Genomic DNA, 16,656 nt, shown 5'->3' with positions numbered 1-16,656 from the left:
CCTCGCGCCACTTGTCACTTAGCAAGTGACAAACTTTCATAACATTCTTATTATAAAAACATTCCACCAGCCACCAGCCACCAGCCACCAGCCACCAGCCACCAGCCACCAGCCACCAGCCACCAGCCACCAGCCACCAGCCACCAGCCACCAGCCACCAGCCACCAGCCACCAGCCACCAGCCACCAGCCACCTAGCGCCCAGTAACCATCTGCAGGAACTCCGCCACGGCGTAGCGGGTGAGCTGCCCGCCCGGCCCATGCAGGTTGTAGTCGAAGGCGTGCACGCCCCACGGCAGCTCCACGAAGGCATGCGGCACCTCCGCCTCCCGCAGCCGCTCGGCCAGCCGTTCGCTGTGCTTCACCCAACACAGGGTGTCGATCGTCCCGTGCATGAGCAGCGTCGGCGGCGTCTGCCCCTTGGCCACCATGCCCTGCGCGCTGGCAGAGTCGTAGGCCTCCTGGTTGGCCAGCGTCGGTTCCCCGCCCAGGTATTGGTTCATCAACTTCACCGAGTTGAGCACGTCGTCCTCCCGCGCGAGCGACCACACGAAGTTCATGTCGTAGACGCCATACAGGCCGATCACCCCGCGCACATCCGGATCGGACGCGCCGTAGCCGACCGCCGCCGCGATTTGCGCGCCCGCCGAGCGGCCCATCAACACCAGCCGGGTCGGATCAATCCCCAGCTCGGCCGCATGTCGCTTCAGCCAACGGATCGCCGCCCGCGTATCCTCGCGCTGGGCCGGCCACGGAAACGCCGGCGCCAGCCGATACGAGATCGCCGCCACCGCGTAGCCTTGTCCTGCCAGCCAGTGATTGAAGTCCGCCAACTGCGTGCGGTCGCCACTATCCCAACCGCCACCGTGGACCATCACCACGCACGGCACCCGCCCCGCCGCACTGCCCGACGGCGCGTAAAAATCCAGCGCCAGCTCCTGCGCCGTGCCCTCGTGCGCGAACACTCGCGTGCTCACCCCCACCCGCTCCACGCCCGGCCATGGCAGCAACATGTCGCCCAACGACGTGACGCCAAACGACGTCACCTTGCCACCGAAGGCCTTCTCCAGCTGCCGCGGCAACGGCTGCCCCACCATCGTGGCCAGCACCGCCGGGGCGAAGAACAACCCCGTGGCCAACAAGCTCGCCGCAAAACCCCCGCCCATCAGCAGCCACTCGCGCCGCGGCGACGCCGCCTCGCTCACCCCCAACACCGCCCCATGCGCCACGATCGTGCAGGCCAGCACCAATGCGACCAGCCCCAGGAAGTGTCCAAACTCCCCCGCGATCAGCGCCAGCTTCCACAGGAAGGTGTTCCAAGCCTTCACCACCACCAGCGACGACCACGCCAGCAGCCCCAAACTCAGACTCAGAAATAGCCAACGCATGAACCCTAAAACACATGCCGGCATCGGAAGTTGCCGGAAACCCTAAAACCCAAACCCCAATTCCCGACCACCAGCACAAATCCCCTGCTTCCTTCCGACGTCCTCCGGTCTCGCAAATACGCCATCCGCCGCCCGAAATCCAAAATCGAGAACCGAAAATCGAAATTTCAACCATGCGCCGTCTCGACCAACTGCTCGCCAACCTCGGTTACTGCTCCCGCCGCGACGCCCGCACCTGGGTGAAGGCCGGCCGCATCACGATCGACAGCACGCCCGCCAAAGACCCCGGCCACAAGATCGACCCCGCGCGCCAGACCATCCTCATCGACGGCGAACCGCCCGACCACCCCGACGGCCTGCTGCTCCTCCTGCACAAACCCACCGGACTCACCTGCTCGCACGACGAACGCGAAGGCCCGCTCATCTACTCGCTCCTCCCCGAGCGTTGGCGCGCCCGCAACCCCGTCGTCACCAGCATCGGCCGCCTCGACAAGGACACCAGCGGACTCCTCCTGCTCACCGACCAGACGGCGCTCGTGCACCAGCTCACCAGCCCCAAACACAAGGTCCCCAAAATCTACCGCGCCACGGTCGACACCGACCTCGACCCCGCGCTCATCGCCCTCTTCGCCACCGGCACCCTCCAACTCGAAGGCGAAAAAGCCCCCTGCGCCCCGGCCGAGCTCCGCATCCTCGAGCCCCGCCTCGCCGAGCTCACCCTCATCGAAGGCAAATACCACCAGGTCCGCCGCATGTTCGCCACCCAGGGCATCCACGTCGAAACCCTTCACCGCACCACCTTCGGCCCCCTCACCCTCGGCGACCTCCCCCCCGGCACCTACCGCGAACTCCCCCTCACCACCTTCGCCTGACGCGTCAGCGTCCCACCTTCATTCCTAGTCTTTCACGATTCTCCCGCCTCCCGGGGCTTTACCGTCACCGTCGCACCTGCCATAGCTCTCATCCCGAACCACTTCGGCGCTGGCCTCGCCTCGAATTTCTTTCCTCTCCCGCATGCCCGAGTCCCCCGACTCCACGCCCGAATCCGTCGAAGCCTTCATCACCCGCTGGGCCCAAGCCGAGGCGGCCGAACGCGCCAACTACCAGATGTTCCTCACCGAACTCTGCGACCTGCTCGGCGTCCCCCATCCCGATCCCTCCGGCGCCGACAACGCCTTCAACCGCTACGTCTTCGACCGCTCCATCACCCGCACCAAACACGACGGCTCCGCGGTCACCGTCTACGCCGACCTCTACCAACGCGGCGCCTTCATCCTCGAGACCAAGCAGGGCGCCCACGCCAAACAAAAGGCCAACCCCGGCCAACTCGGCCTGCTCGGCGAAGACCCCGCCCCCTACAAAACCGGCCACGGCGTGCGCGGCACCAAACAATGGGACCTCGCCCTCGAACGCGCCTACAACCAGGCCCGCGGTTACATCCGCGACCTGCCGGCCGACGAGGGCCGCCCGCCCTTCCTCATCGTCTGCGACGTCGGTTACGTCATCGAGCTCTACAGCGAGTTCACTTGCACCGGCGGCACCTACGTGCGGTTCCCCGATCCCACCTCGCACCGCATCTACCTCGAAGATCTGCGCGACGCCAAGATCCGTGCCCGCCTGCGCGCCGTCTGGACCGACCCCGCCTCGCTCGATCCCGCCAAACACGCTGCCCGCGTCACCCGCGAGGTCGCCGAACACCTCGCCCGCCTCGCCGCCTCCCTCGAAGCCGACGGCCATGAGCCGCAACCCATCGCCACCTTCCTTCAGCGCTGCCTCTTCACCCTCTTCGCCGAGGACACCGGCCTGCTGCCCGACAACGCCTTCCTCGGCATCCTCCAAAAGTCCCGCGAGCACCCGCAGGGTTTTATGGCCTTCGTCACCCAGCTCTGGCGGGAGATGGCCACCGGCACGGACTACTCGACGCTGCTCATGCAGCGCATCGCCCACTTCAACGGCGGCCTCTTCGAAAACGCCACGCCGCTCCCGCTGAGCGCCGCGCAGATCGCCATCCTGCTCGGCGCCGCCAAACCCGACTGGTCCGACGTCGAACCCGCCATCTTCGGCACCCTGCTCGAGCGCGCCCTCTCGCCCCGCGACCGCCACAAACTCGGCGCCCACTACACCCCGCGCAGCTACGTCGAACGCCTCGTCAAACCCACCATCATCGATCCGCTCCGCGCCCGCTGGGACGCCGTGCGCACCGCCGCCGCCCAACACCAGGCCGCGAAGAAAACCGCCGCTGCCATCGCCGAGGTCAAAGCCTTCCATCACGAGCTCTGCTCCCTGCGCGTGCTCGATCCCGCCTGCGGCTCCGGCAACTTCCTCTACGTCACCCTCGAGCACATGAAACGCCTCGAAGGCGAAGTGCTCGAACTCCTCGAAAACCTCGGCGACACCGAACTCACCTTCGAGATGGAGCAGTTCAAGGTGCGCCCGCAGCAGTTCCACGGGCTCGAGATCAACGAACGCGCCGTCGCCATCGCCCAGCTCGTGCTGTGGATCGGCTACTTCCAGTGGCACAAAAAGACGACCGGCCGCTCCGACACCGGCGACCGCCCACTCCTGCCCAAGGAACAGACCATCATCGCGCAGGACGCCGTGCTCGCCTACGACGCCGAAGTCCCGCGCAAGGACGCCGACGGCAACTTCGTCACCATCTGGGACGGCCGCACCACCAAACCGCACCCCGTCACCCAACGCGAAGTCCCCGACGAAACCGCGCGTTTACCCGTTTACGACTATACCAACCCACGCCGCGCCGAATGGCCCCAAGCCGACTACATCGTCGGCAACCCGCCGTTCATCGGCGCCTCGCGCATGCGCGACCTACTCGGCGACGGCTACACCGAAGCCCTCCGCGGCGCATGGAAAGGCGACGTGCCTGAGTCCGCCGACTTCGTGATGTTCTGGTGGGAAAAAGCCGCCGAACAGGTCCGCGCCGGCGCGACCAAACGCTTCGGCTTCATCACCACCAACAGCATCCACCAGACTTTCAATCGCCGCGTCGTCGAGCGTCACCTTAACGACAACAAGTCCCCGCTCACCCTCGCTTACGCCATCCCGGATCACCCTTGGGTCGACAGCACCGACGGCGCCGCCGTCCGCATCGCGATGACGGTCGGCACGAGCGAACCATTCCTCGGTGAACTCAATCGCGTAACCGAAGAAACCGAGGTTGAGAACGGAGAGCATCGCGTGGAGCTCGACGTGGATCTCGGGAAGATCGCAGCGAATCTGAAGATCGGCGCGGACCTCACCTCGGCAGTTTCATTGCAAGCCAATCTGGGACTCGCGTCTGAGGGAATTAAGCCACACGGCATGGGATTTGTGCTCAGCAGAGCTGAACGCCAGAAACTCATCGAGTCCGACGTGACCACAGAGCGCTACATCAAACCTTACAAGAACGGGCGCGATATAACACAGACTGATCGCGACGTATTCATTATAGACCTACATGGCCTCACCGATTCGGAAGTCAGAGGTCAAATGCCTTCGATTTACCAGCACGTCTACGACAACGTAAGACCCGAGAGGCTCGAAAACAAAGAGGCCTACCGACGTGTGAACTGGTGGCTCTTCGGTCGTAAGAACACCGATATGCGAAATGCGATTTACGATCTATCACGATACCTCGTTTCGGTAAAGACGGCCAAACATCGCATATTTCAATTCGTGGATTCACCGACGCTGCCCGACAGTAAGCTAATCTGTGTCGCACTGGGGGACTCATTCGGGTGCGGAGTAGTGTCATCTGCTATTCATGACATTTGGACGCTCAACGTCGGAGCCAAGCTTGAGGACCGTCCCACCTACGTTGTCGGAGACAGCTTTAACAAATTCCCCTTCCCCGACCTCGCCGACGACGATCCGCTGAAGGCGACGATCCGCGACTTGGGTGAACAGCTCGACGCGCACCGCAAGCGGCAGCAGGCGGCGCATCCCGACCTCACGCTCACCGGCCTCTACAACGTAGTGGAAAAGTTGCGACGGGCGGAAGCGCTCACCGCCAAGGAGCGCCAGATCCACGACGACGGCCTCGCCGCGGTGTTGAAACAACTGCACGACGAACTCGATGCCGCCGTGCTCGCCGCCTACGGCTGGAGCGACCTCGCCACCACCGTCCCGCTCGCCGACCGCCTCGCCCGCGGCGACGAAGTTCTGGAGCAGGCCCTGCTCACCCGTCTCGTCGCCCTCAACCACGAACGCGCCGCCGAGGAAGCGGCGGGCAAGATCCGCTGGCTCCGCCCCGAATATCAAAACCCGACCGGCCAGACCGCCGCGGCCGCCACCCAAACCCAACTCGACGTCGACACCCCGGTGGTCCCGGCCGCGGCGGGCAAACTGACCTGGCCGAGCAAACTCCCCGACAAGGTCAGCGCCCTGCGCGCCCTCCTCCCCACCACCGGCCCCGACGCCAGCGCCCTCGCCGCCCACTTCGGCAAACGCACCAAGTCCCGCCTCACCGAAATCACCCAAATCCTCGAAACCCTGAAAGACTTGGGCCAAATGTAACGTTTCACCAATATGCACATCCGAAACCTTAATGTAATCTTACGAGATGCCTCAGAAGGGGTGGATAGTGATGTGGCTGTCACGAATTTCAGATATCGCGAATTGCCCGAAGCAGCAAACGCTGGACAAGTGCCGCTGGGCGCCATGCCAGATACAACCTCGCACTTTCCCTCCGTCTGTTCGCCCGCCGCATTCAATTGCTGAATTTCGTCAACGCAGCGTCTCCCCCAAAGCGACAGCAAGAAGTTCAAGCTAGCTATGCCACTCAAGCTCAAAGACCTTTTACCGCCCGAACAGATTCCGCTCTGCGTCCAAGCATCGGACCCCGTCGAGAAAGCTCTTGAGCACATGAGGCACCACGAGTTCAGCCAGCTACCAATAGTCGACGGGGAACGTCGTTGTCTCGGCGAAGTGGTTACCTTTAGCGGAATAGTTCAAGCGATGGTCTCAATGAACACGCATGCGACCGCACTTACCGTTTCAGACGTGCGCGTTCCTGCCAAAGTGTATCGCGAGGACGAAGATCCGATGGCGGCTCTCGGAGATATCCAATCCAATGACTTCGTGCTGATTGTAGACGACGAGGATAAAATTGTCGGGTTGGTTAGCACGGCCGATACCACCGAATTCTTCCGCCATCGCGCGCAGGACTTCATGCTCATTGAAGACATTGAAACGAGTGTCAAAGAGGCCATTGAAGTTCTTTATGCGGAAGACAATACAGGAAAGACCGCAGCAATCGAAAGTATCACGGATCGCGCGTCTGAAATTCGGCGTAGGTTGCCTGCTGCGATAAGGGCCTACCTTGAAAAGCAGGACATACCCGTTCCTCCAAAGTCCGCGGCGGAGAGAGCTGCGTTGATGGCGGCGGAGAATCTACTCGCGCTACCCAAAGCTGGGAAGCCCTTTGACCGACTTTCGTTCGATGAGTTCATACAGCTTCTGCTTAAACATCCGAAAGCGCCCAAACTGGAAGGCGCGAAAGACTCGGCCGAAGTTCGAAAGATGCTAGAACAAGTTCGGGATGCCCGAAACAAACTCGCCCACTTTCGTGGGGACATCAGCGCAGTTGAACGAAGCCATATCCGATATACCAAACGCTGGCTTGAGAATAATCTGCCGGAGTCCATGGCCGTCCCGCCCGAGATCGCAAAATCGAACTTCCCAACCCACGTAGAGGGGTTGAAAATTTCAACGACTCTCGTTTCAGGGGAATACGTAAAGGTCGGAAGTTCCAAGCCTTCGGATACCGAGATCGAAAGCGCGGGCGAAGATACTGCGCCATCGGGCTCCTACGCAAAACTTTCTGAAGCGCTACGGAGAGTCCAAACTGACACGACTTCTGTGACTCTGACTTTTGGAGAGATAGAACAGATCCTTGAGAAGCAACTACCTCGTTCTGCCTTTGAGTATCGAGCTTGGTGGGCGAACCAAGAAGATAGCCCCCAAGCGGTCGCTTGGTTGAGCCAAAGTTGGAAGACGCAAGCAGTCAGCATGAACGAAAAGCGACTCACGTTTGTGCGAACAGATGAGCGCCAAAATGAATATATTTCGTTCTTTAGCCGAGTGCGGGCGCTTTTGAGAAAATCGCGTGCGTTCACTCTGCGCGCCGGCGGTCCACAAGGCACAAATTGGGACCCCCTCGTCTATCTAGACCAAGGTGGTCGTGCGACGATCATTGCCGTGTTCGGTCGTAAAAAGCGCTTTCGTATAGAACTGTATCTGGACGACGGAGACGCGGAATCAACGCGGGCGACCTTCGACCAACTCAGTGCGCGTAAAATGTCGATTGAGAAGGAACTCGGATTTCCAGTCGAGTGGCAGTCGCTGGATAAAAAGAGGGCCTGTCGGATCGCGGTCGCAACCGACGGCAGCATTCCCGCAGATGTCGATAACGCGAAGCTGCACGAATGGGCCGCAAAACATGCCCTAGCCTTCCATCGCGTTTTCAAACCGGAATTCGCCGCTCAAAAATGAATGCATCGCCGCGGCCCCATGCCCGAGATCGAAAAGGACATCCGGTCCGCCACAGACCGCCACGACGCCATTCTCAAGCAAATAGGACTGGCCCGATTTCAAGGTCGTGAGCCAAATACTGACTCGGGGAACCAGTAACTTGATCAGCAAACTTTGAAACCTTCCGCGTCCCTATTTATCGATAATTTCGCCCTTCAGGACGCGGCCTACACAATCTTGGCCGGGTTGGATGACGATGAACGACCAGAGCTTGGCGCCTCGTCGGCCGAAGCCGGGTATGAGGTAAAGCTCGTCTCTTCGGCGGGAATTCAAGTGGAAGCCCTGTTGCAGATTCTGAACACGATTGTGCTCCAAGACGAGTTGGTCGTGGAGGCCAAGTTCGCCGCTTCTTGGGACCAAGATGGTAGCCCATTGAAGTTGCTGCGTGATGAGGGCATCGTCTTCGCAAGGCCCCTAAACGAGGTCAGGGAGGAATGGCTACCCATACGAGAATGCGTGGAGGAGGAGCTCTGTTTCTCTCCACAGCTAGCCAAGGACTTCACTGCGTTTCGAAAGTCGTTCAAGGGTGAGTCGCATCCTATCTTCTCCACTCTCCTTTGGGGCACGGCCGGGATGATTGCGCGGAGCCAGTATTTAAAGCGTCCTTACTTGGGACACCCGTCACGAGGTCGCGTGATTGGTCTGGGGCAATTGGGCGGATCGCGGATGGGGGCGCTCGATGTGATCAATCGCTTTGTCAGCAGCGAACGCGTAAAACTCTTTGACCGCATTAGCGCGAACCAAACCACACGAGCCACGAGTCTCAGCCTGCCTCCCGTTGCCTTGGAAGTGATCTCAGCCTGCCATGAAGCGGAGGATTTGATTCCCACCGCGATTCAATTGAGAGACGATTACCGAAACGTTCGCGAGTGGATTGGCGAATTTCAGCAAGCACTTGAGCGGGGCTCCAAGGATTCTGCCAAAAGTATTGCGCTGCTCGAAGCAGCGGCGGCCGACGTGGATCGCCTCTTCAAGGGCAAGTGGTGGGCGAGGTTCAGCTTCGATGTCAGTCTGAGTCTCACGAGCCTGCCGCATGTGGGCGGAGGGATGACCGCTCCAATCGGGGCCATGGTTCAGAGAATCCTTCCCGGCAGTGTTCGCACGGCCGTTACCAAACTCATTCAGCAGTTCTGGGACGACAACGCGCTCGACGGGCTATTCCGTATGCTTGGTGGGGTTTCGCCTGAAATTCGGGCACAGGCCCTCCGCCATCTGAGAGGGTGATCGGTGATCGCTTGGGGCTAGGACTCAAGGTGAATAGCGGAACCCATTATCCCGTAAATAGATAAGATTACATTGTGACGGAAATTTAGGGCAAAAATCAGCAATTATCAAAAGGCGTTAGATCAGGGCTTTTAATTATTGTTGACATGGAGTCGACGGAACACAGCTTCCAACGAGCGCCAACGCCATGAAAACGATCGAAGTCAGCGACCAGACCTATTCAGCCTTGGAGGCTCAGGTATCCGGATTCGGGGAAACCCCGGAAACGGTGATTCAGCGGCTACTCAGGCTCCAGGCTACTCTTGCCGAGGGTGCTGCCGGCTCCATCCCAGCTGGCGCAAAAGTTGAGCGCTCAGCGATCGAAACCTTTGTTTCGTCGGCAGATTTCCAGCACAAAAATGGCAAAGGGCGATACCTCAGCTTGCTGGGGTTCCTCATTGGTGAAGATTTCCAGAAGTTTGAAACCGTTGCACTTGGACTTCGCCGCGGAAAGCGGGTTCAGATATCCGACAGTCCGGATCACATCGAAAATAGCGGTAAGAGCACGTTTCCGGAGCGAATCCCCAATACCAACTATTGGGCGCTCACTAACCTGAGCAACCGCAGCAAACGCGACGTCATTTACACCGCCATGACCAAGCTGGGCTACGGCGAGCAAGATATCCGAATCGCAGTTCAAAGCATTCCTGATTCGGGAATTGACCGGTCGAGCTACCAGTTCGTTACCGCCGGATCTAAAACGCAGTTTTACGGAGGAGGTGTAGGAACCCCAATTCGTGGAGGCCCCAAGGGGTGAACGCGACCGACGTTTTACACTCACGATCGGAGGTTGCCCACCGGTTCCTCGACGAGACCGGAGATGCGACCTTTTTCGGCAAGGGGCGGAAGCTGTTGATTGGTCGAGACGGTGTGTCACTCAGCTTTGGCATGGGGATAGTTCGTATCGATCGTCCGTTGCCGGACATTCGCTCAGAAATCCGCGCCTTGGAGCAGCAAGTCAGCACCGATCCTTTGCTGTATCCAATCCCCAGCGTCCAAAAGCGGATCGCGTCCGGCGGCTTCTTTTTCCACGCCTGCAAAGATACCCCGGATGTGCGTGCCGTCCTTTTTCGCTACCTCCGCGAATTGCCCTGCGAAGCAGAGATCGTGATCGCACGGAAGATCCCTGCACTTTTTGAAAAGCAGCACCACGGCAGAGAAGATGAGTTTTATGCCGACCTGCTCTCCCACTTGATCAAGCGCCGCCTGAAGAAGGAACAGAAGCTGGTTCTGAACGTTGCAGAACGCGGATCAAGCACCCGCGAGAAGGTGCTCGGCAGTGCATTGAATTTGGCCGTCGCCCGGGCTAGCAAAAGGTGGGGTGACGCTGACGTTAAAACCCGAGTGGTTTTTAACGTGCAGAACCCCCGAACCGAACCGCTGCTCACCGTCTCTGACTACCTGTGCTGGGCCGTGCAGCGGGTTTTCGAACAAGGCGACGTTCGGTTCTACAACTACCTTGCCAATAAGATTCGCGTCGTGGTCGACCTCTACGACCGCGACAAATACCCGGGATCCAAGAACTACTACGACAAACGTAACCCGTTGACCGCCGCCAATAAATTAGGCCCGCCGATTACCTGAGCGACTTTCGCCGCGACGTCATGGAGACGACTTTCAGTAAGGGCAGGCCCGAGACACAGGTCGTCCAAACGGGATGGATTGTCAATTCATGCTTACTTAGCGCCAAGCAATCATCGATGAGTATGAAATACCGGACCTTCAAGAACGGGAGACCAGAATGGGTCAGGCTTTGTAGTTTGTAGTCGAACTAGGTTCGAAAGGCAGCGGGTGCCTGAATTCAGCCAAATCCGCAGCGAACCATCCCTGAACTTTCGGGCGCAATTTCTGAAAGATTCGGTAGCCTCGATGCGTTTCACGCGATGGTCTTTAGACAGCTTTTGGCTCATCCATGAATCCGCTCTTACTCCTCGCTCTGGTCGTTTTGGTTCTCCTCGGGCTGTCCGTATTGGCCGCCGTGGTCTTGAAGCTGAAAGCGCAGGGTGACTCCGGTGGCGCGCCGAACCTCTACACCTTGCGGCCCTCCATTTTCACCCCTGCCGAACGTTCGTTCTTCGGTGTGCTGGAAAGGATCGACCTCGGTGAGCTGACGGTTTCGAGTAAGGTTCGCTTGGCTGACGTTTTTGAGGTCAAACCAGGCGTCGATCGCAGCGAGCGGCAACGGGCGGTGAACCGCATCACGTCCAAACACGTTGATTTCCTGCTCGTGCAGAAATCGGACGGCAAACCGATCCTCGGTATCGAGCTCGACGATAAGTCCCACCAACGCGCCAAACGCGTCAAACGCGACGAGTTTGTGGATCAGACCTTCAAAGCGACCGGACTTCCCCTGCTCCGCGTCAAAGCACAGGCCACCTACGATCCCCGCGCGATTCTCACTCAGATCGAAGCGGTCCTGAATCCCCCAGCAACCGGCGCCCCGCCCGAATTGCCGATTTCCGCTTAGACTGGGATTTCAAATCAATCTAAGCCCACCACATGCCGTCAGATCCCTTGGACTCCTCGAACGCGATTTGGGACGATGGCGAGTGGATTAGCTGGGAGGACATCGACCGCTACCTTGTCGATTCGGGTCAAATCGAGCCGAGTGAAGTCGAAGACGACTACGAGCAAGAGCCCCATCGCACGACCCAAGAAAAATTGGATGAGCTCGAACTGAAAGTGAACGAAGCCAAGGAGCTGCTTCGCCGTGGGCTCCGAGAGCAAATCAACTTTGGCGAAATGGGAGAGCTCTACGCCGAAATCCGTTACGGCATGACGCGCCAACGCCCCTATGCGCAGGGCTCCGACGGACGAGTTGGCAATGACTTCTACGAGGTCAAAACGATCACTCCTTGGAAAACAAAACCCCGCGCTACCGCGAAGCGCCGAGGACATTTCAACATCCTGATCGTCGTTAAGATCAGCGAACACTTCATGTTCGACGCCAGAAGAATACCGCGCGCCAAACTCTCAAAGGGCCGTGGCGGCAAAAAGCTGAGCGTTTCATGGACCTCTCTACCAAAGCTCAATGAGCCGTGCTGAACCTGTGCTCAGTTCTGATGAGCCCGCTGTAAACACCTAGCCACTACGTTTGCACCTGCTTGAAACCCAAATTTAACGACGACGAACTCCGCCGTGCTCGCGAGATCACGCGGGGCCTCTCCAAACCTGAAACGCGGTCTCCCGACTTGGTGGATATCGCCGGCGAACCGCAAAGCCGTGCCCCCCTGATCTTCGTCGCGCTGGTGCTCGTCATCGCGCTTTCCGTGGCGGGTTGGATCCTATTCTCCAACCCGGACCACGTCCGCCTTCACGACTCGGTCTCGCCGGTTTCCAGCACCTCTGAGCCTGCGAGTCTCATTCCTGCAAACGCAGCTCGTTCTGGTGGCCCGTTATCTCTTTCCCCGGCATCGCCTTTGTCGACAGCCAGTGTTCCGGTGCGAAAAGCAACCACTACGAAACCCGCCGCACCGGCGCCAAGACCTCAGCGAACCCAGCCCGTCCCCACTTCCGCCGCCCGTGCGCAATCTCAGCCAACCAGATCCAGCCGTGAGGCCATCCAGCAGCGGCACCAGGTCTTCGTCGAGCGGGAAGCCGAGAGATATTTCCTGGAAGACTACAGACTTGGCTCCAACGACCTAAGCATTCGCCGCGTCGAGGTCACCCCGCTGCGGACCGAATCCGTTGCCGGCTGGCCGCGCTACCGAAGTTTTGGCAACGTCGAAATCGAATACTACGTCGGCTCTGGACAAGTTCGCACCACGCGCCGCGGCTACGAAGCCCTCACCGAAGAATCCAACGGGCAAGTGAAACTGGTCGAATTCACTCCGAAGTGGCAGCCACTCGACCACTGACTACCCACACACCCATGCCCCTCACCCAACCTTCCGCCAATATTGCTCTCTTCATCGATGCCGACAATGCGCCGGCGGCGAAGATCGACTTCATCATCGCCGAGCTCGCCAGCCATGGCGTCGTCAACATCCGGCGCGCTTACGGCAATTGGAAGAAGGCCGAGTTGTCCGGCTGGGAGAAGCTGCTGCACGAATACGCCATCACGCCCGTCCAGCAATACGACCTGGTGAAGGGTAAGAACGCGGCCGACATGGCCCTGCTGGTCGACGCCATGGACATCCTCTACACCAAGAACGCCGACGTGTTCTGCATCGTGTCGTCCGACGCCGATTTCACCCCGCTCGTGCTGCGGCTTCGCGCCGAGGGCAAGACCGTCATCGGCTTCGGTAGCCAAAAGGCCGCCACGCCCTTCGTGAACAGTTGCTCCAAGTTCCTTTACCTCGACGAGGAGTCCGCGACCAAGGATACGCCGAGCATCAAAACCAAGAAATCCGGCAAGGAGCTCAAGGGAGACACCAAACTCATCAACACGCTGCGCACCGCCGTCAGCGCCGCCATGGGCGAAAACGAGTGGGCTCACCTCGGCGCCGTCGGGGCCCACATCGCCAACCAGGGTTCCTTCGATTCCCGCAACTACGGCTACGCCAAACTCAGCGACCTCTTCGCCGCCATCGATCTGTTCGAAACCAAACGCCAGAAGGAGGAGAGCGGCGTGACGCACCTGGTCCGGCTGAAGGCGAAAAAGTAGTCCGGCCGCTTGGCTTCACCCGTCTCACGCCGTTGCGCCCATGACTGACTCCCACCTGGACAACCTCGTTTGGTGGCGACGATTGATCGCGCGGATCACGCTGGGGGCAGTCGCGCTCGGCCTGGTTCTGGTCGCGACTTCGTTTGTCATGTCGTGGATCAAACGGGAGCAACTTCGCGACACTCATCGCGAGGTGGTGGCTCCATCCCTGGAGCGGCTGCGTGACGGCAGTCCCGACACGCGGGAGCTGGAGGAGGCCCACCGCACCTGGCTCGCCCAACAACAAAGCCTGAACCGCTGGCTCGAGCTACGTGGCACCGGATTCCTGACCTTGTTCGGCGCACTGATGTTCGGCGTGGTCACCTCGATGGCGCTTGATCGGGCCATCCACCACCGCCTCGCCCGACCCGACCGGCCGGCCGCAACCGGCGCGGGAGAAGTCGCCCGCAAACTCGCCCACTCCGGAAAAACCGTCATCGCCTCCTCACCTCCGCCGCTGCGACGTTCCCTGCGCTGGATCTGGGTGGTCGCCATTCCCGTCGTCTTCGTGGTGCTGCTACTCCTGCAACTCTACGCCGAGCGGCCGTGGTTCAGTTCGCTGGCCGTGTTGGGCTTCGTCGTCGTCATCGGCGGAATCTGGTTTCTGAGCGAACTGATGCGCACCGGCGGCGGTCGCCAGTCCATTGAAATCGACCCTGCGTCGGGCCGCATCATGTTTCGGCAGTTCACGTTCCTCCGCCACTTCATGCGCAACCCCACGCAAACCGAACAGGTGTTGCACGCGACTGATATCCTGCACCTCGAACCGCGTGCCGACAATCACGGTCGCGCAGTCACCGTCCGCACCACCCAAGGTCAGGTGGTGATCTTCGATCGACTGCAAAACTTCGAGCAAGTCGTCGCCCTGCTGGCCGACTTCGCGGAAGCCAACCGACTTGATCCTGCGGCCTATCGCGCCGCCCTCGCGCGCGAACCGCAGCTCAAGACCCCGTGGTGGGGCTGGCTGCTCTTGATCGGTCTGAGCGTCGGGATCGTGGCCGTCATCTCGTGGCTGGTGATGAGGCTGGCCTAAACGCGCTGAAAGGAACCACGGTCCAGCATTATGTTGCATTAAATTGCACCGCGAGCAACTTTACCCGGCATGCACTCCCACGGGTCCGTCTCGCGCCGTCTGTTTCGTCCTCACCAGATGCCCGTGAACCCACGATGGCGGCACGCCGTTGGTTGGCTGCTGCGCCTTCTGGGTCTTGCTTGTGCCTGCACCGCGCCTGCGCAGGACACGCCGATCACCGTCGGCACGTCGCTCAGCGCCACGGTGCCGGCGGAGTTGCGGGGGCTGTTGATCGACAACCCTTACGTCACCTTCTTCATCGATCTGGGCGAGGACGGCACGCTCTTCGATGTCATGGCCACGGCCAGCAATCACCGCGACCTCATCCCCACCGCGACCGAGGTGCTGCTCAATGCCGACCTGCAACCCGCCCAGCAGGACGGCACGCCCGTGCGAAGCCGCGCGACCGTCACCGTCCGCTTCTACGATCCCGAACAACGCGCTTGGAAAATGGGCCTGAGCGTCCGGCCGTTTGGCAACTCCGCCTCCGATGCCGCCGATCGCCGCATCTACGCCACTTCGGCTTCGTCGTTTGTCTATCGCGAAAGCGAGCTGGACGAACTCGACGAACCGATCCGCGGACTCGCCCCGACCCGCCGCGTGCGCTCGACCCACAGCGCCCTGCCCGCACAGGGGCGCTGTCTGCTCGAGTTCTACATCGATCCGCAGGGCAAACCCCGCTTCCCCTCCGCCGTCGAACGCGACAACGACGACGTCGCCATCGCCGCCGCACTATTGCTCACCCGCAGTCGCTTCTCCCGCCCCACCCGTGACGGTCAACCGACCTACGTGCAGGTGAAGCAGGAGTTTCTGTTCGAGTAAACGCTTTCGGTTCGAGCCACTCGCTCACGCTCGCGGCCACATGGGCTAAAGCGCCCAATGCCGCCTGCTGTAGCCGGCCTCGGTGAGGCCGGTTCCTCCGTCGCGCAGTCCACTCGCTCACGCTCGCGGCTACATCGGCTGGAATTGGATCAGGACTGGCTCGATCGGCCGCCACTCGCCCGGCGCGAGGTCGGCAGGCAACCCGATGTCGCCGACGCTTTCGCGGTGCAGCGCCGTCACCTGATTCTGGATACGGTGAAACATCCGCTTGATCTGGTGGTAGCGGCCTTCGTGCAGCGTGAGCCGCGCGGTGTGCGGGCTCAGAATCTCGAGCTGCGCCGGTTGGGTCGTGTGGTCCTCGGTGTGAAAATAGAACCCCTCCGCGAACGCCTGCACCGCCGCCGCCGGGATCAGGTCGCGGGTCGTCACGTGATAAACCTTGGGCACCTTGCGATCCGGATGCATCAGCGCCTTGGACCAACGCCCGTCGTTGGTGAGCAACACGAGTCCTGACGTGTTACGATCGAGCCGACCCACCAGATGCAGCGATTCCTTGTCGGGATCATCGATCAGATCGAGCACGGTCGGGTGTTCGGCATCCGAAGTCGCGCTCACCACGCCGATCGGTTTGTGCAGCATGAGATACAGGCGCCGACTCGCCGCCTGCACCACCGACTCATCGAGCCGCACTTCGCTGAAACGATCGACCGCCACATCGAAACGGTCCGCCGGCACGCCATCGACGCGCACCCGTCCCGCCAGGACGGCGGCCCGCGCCCGCGAGCGACCCATCAGGTCGTGTTTGGCGAGCAGGCGATCGAGTTTCATCGCGCCGATCGCACCGCGTCCGGAGGTCGCGGTCCACCTGTTTTCCCCACCTTCCCACCCATTTCTGGGGCCTCCTCCCTACCCCCATATCGGGAACCCCCCAGCCCCGCG

14 protein-coding genes are annotated in these 16,656 nt (G+C 60.7%); 12 read left to right on the top strand and 2 right to left on the bottom strand.

What is annotated here, in order from left to right:
- Nucleotides 1–193 precede the first annotated feature (193 nt).
- Nucleotides 194–1,387, bottom strand: a complete 1,194-nt coding sequence (locus AC0MRV_RS08410; RefSeq protein ID WP_472764011.1) for an alpha/beta hydrolase — start codon at nucleotides 1,385–1,387, stop codon at nucleotides 194–196.
- A gap of 173 nt (nucleotides 1,388–1,560) precedes the next feature.
- On the opposite strand from AC0MRV_RS08410, the gene AC0MRV_RS08405 reads away from it, so the two are divergent.
- The 12 genes from AC0MRV_RS08405 to AC0MRV_RS08350 all read left to right on the top strand — a co-directional run bounded on the left by AC0MRV_RS08405 (nucleotide 1,561) and on the right by AC0MRV_RS08350 (nucleotide 15,717).
- Complete coding sequence (locus AC0MRV_RS08405) at nucleotides 1,561–2,259, top strand: pseudouridine synthase (RefSeq protein ID WP_472764010.1); 699 nt, start codon at nucleotides 1,561–1,563, stop codon at nucleotides 2,257–2,259.
- A gap of 142 nt (nucleotides 2,260–2,401) precedes the next feature.
- Complete coding sequence (locus AC0MRV_RS08400) at nucleotides 2,402–5,899, top strand: class I SAM-dependent DNA methyltransferase (protein WP_472764009.1); 3,498 nt, start codon at nucleotides 2,402–2,404, stop codon at nucleotides 5,897–5,899.
- Between the two features lie 258 nt (nucleotides 5,900–6,157).
- Nucleotides 6,158–7,876 carry a DUF4268 domain-containing protein gene (locus tag AC0MRV_RS08395; protein WP_472764008.1) on the top strand — a complete coding sequence of 573 codons (1,719 nt, stop codon included), beginning with the start codon at nucleotides 6,158–6,160 and terminating at the stop codon, nucleotides 7,874–7,876.
- A 153-nt stretch (nucleotides 7,877–8,029) separates the two neighbouring features.
- Nucleotides 8,030–9,139, top strand: coding sequence for a hypothetical protein (locus AC0MRV_RS08390; protein ID WP_472764007.1), 1,110 nt, complete (start codon nucleotides 8,030–8,032; stop codon nucleotides 9,137–9,139).
- A gap of 187 nt (nucleotides 9,140–9,326) precedes the next feature.
- Complete coding sequence (locus AC0MRV_RS08385) at nucleotides 9,327–9,935, top strand: hypothetical protein (RefSeq protein ID WP_472764006.1); 609 nt, start codon at nucleotides 9,327–9,329, stop codon at nucleotides 9,933–9,935.
- Nucleotides 9,932–10,762: a hypothetical protein gene (locus AC0MRV_RS08380; protein ID WP_472764005.1), complete on the top strand. Its 831-nt coding sequence runs from the start codon at nucleotides 9,932–9,934 to the stop codon at nucleotides 10,760–10,762. The genes AC0MRV_RS08385 and AC0MRV_RS08380 overlap by 4 nt, the downstream gene beginning before the upstream one ends.
- A 328-nt stretch (nucleotides 10,763–11,090) precedes the next feature.
- Complete coding sequence (locus tag AC0MRV_RS08375; RefSeq protein ID WP_472764004.1) at nucleotides 11,091–11,645, top strand: DUF2726 domain-containing protein; 555 nt, start codon at nucleotides 11,091–11,093, stop codon at nucleotides 11,643–11,645.
- A gap of 32 nt (nucleotides 11,646–11,677) precedes the next feature.
- Nucleotides 11,678–12,223: a hypothetical protein gene (locus AC0MRV_RS08370; protein WP_472764003.1), complete on the top strand. Its 546-nt coding sequence runs from the start codon at nucleotides 11,678–11,680 to the stop codon at nucleotides 12,221–12,223.
- 59 nt (nucleotides 12,224–12,282) lie between these two features.
- On the top strand, nucleotides 12,283–13,035 hold the full coding sequence (locus AC0MRV_RS08365; RefSeq protein ID WP_472764002.1) for a hypothetical protein: 753 nt from the start codon (nucleotides 12,283–12,285) through the stop codon (nucleotides 13,033–13,035).
- 14 nt (nucleotides 13,036–13,049) lie between these two features.
- A complete protein-coding gene (locus AC0MRV_RS08360; RefSeq protein ID WP_472764001.1) occupies nucleotides 13,050–13,784 on the top strand; it encodes an NYN domain-containing protein in 735 nt (244 codons plus the stop codon).
- A 40-nt stretch (nucleotides 13,785–13,824) separates the two neighbouring features.
- Entirely contained in the window at nucleotides 13,825–14,856 is a 1,032-nt protein-coding gene (locus AC0MRV_RS08355) for a hypothetical protein (protein ID WP_472764000.1), read from the top strand.
- 123 nt (nucleotides 14,857–14,979) lie between these two features.
- On the top strand, nucleotides 14,980–15,717 hold the full coding sequence (locus AC0MRV_RS08350) for an energy transducer TonB (RefSeq protein WP_472763999.1): 738 nt from the start codon (nucleotides 14,980–14,982) through the stop codon (nucleotides 15,715–15,717).
- Nucleotides 15,718–15,846: 129 nt separating this feature from the next.
- On the opposite strand, the gene AC0MRV_RS08345 is transcribed toward AC0MRV_RS08350, so the two are convergent.
- On the bottom strand, nucleotides 15,847–16,545 hold the full coding sequence (locus tag AC0MRV_RS08345) for a pseudouridine synthase (RefSeq protein WP_472763998.1): 699 nt from the start codon (nucleotides 16,543–16,545) through the stop codon (nucleotides 15,847–15,849).
- Nucleotides 16,546–16,656 lie beyond the last annotated feature (111 nt).

Source organism: Actomonas spartinae, from assembly GCF_051209155.1.
Lineage (GTDB): Bacteria > Verrucomicrobiota > Verrucomicrobiia > Opitutales > Opitutaceae > Actomonas.
This window is presented reverse-complemented; position numbering and strand designations above follow the sequence as displayed.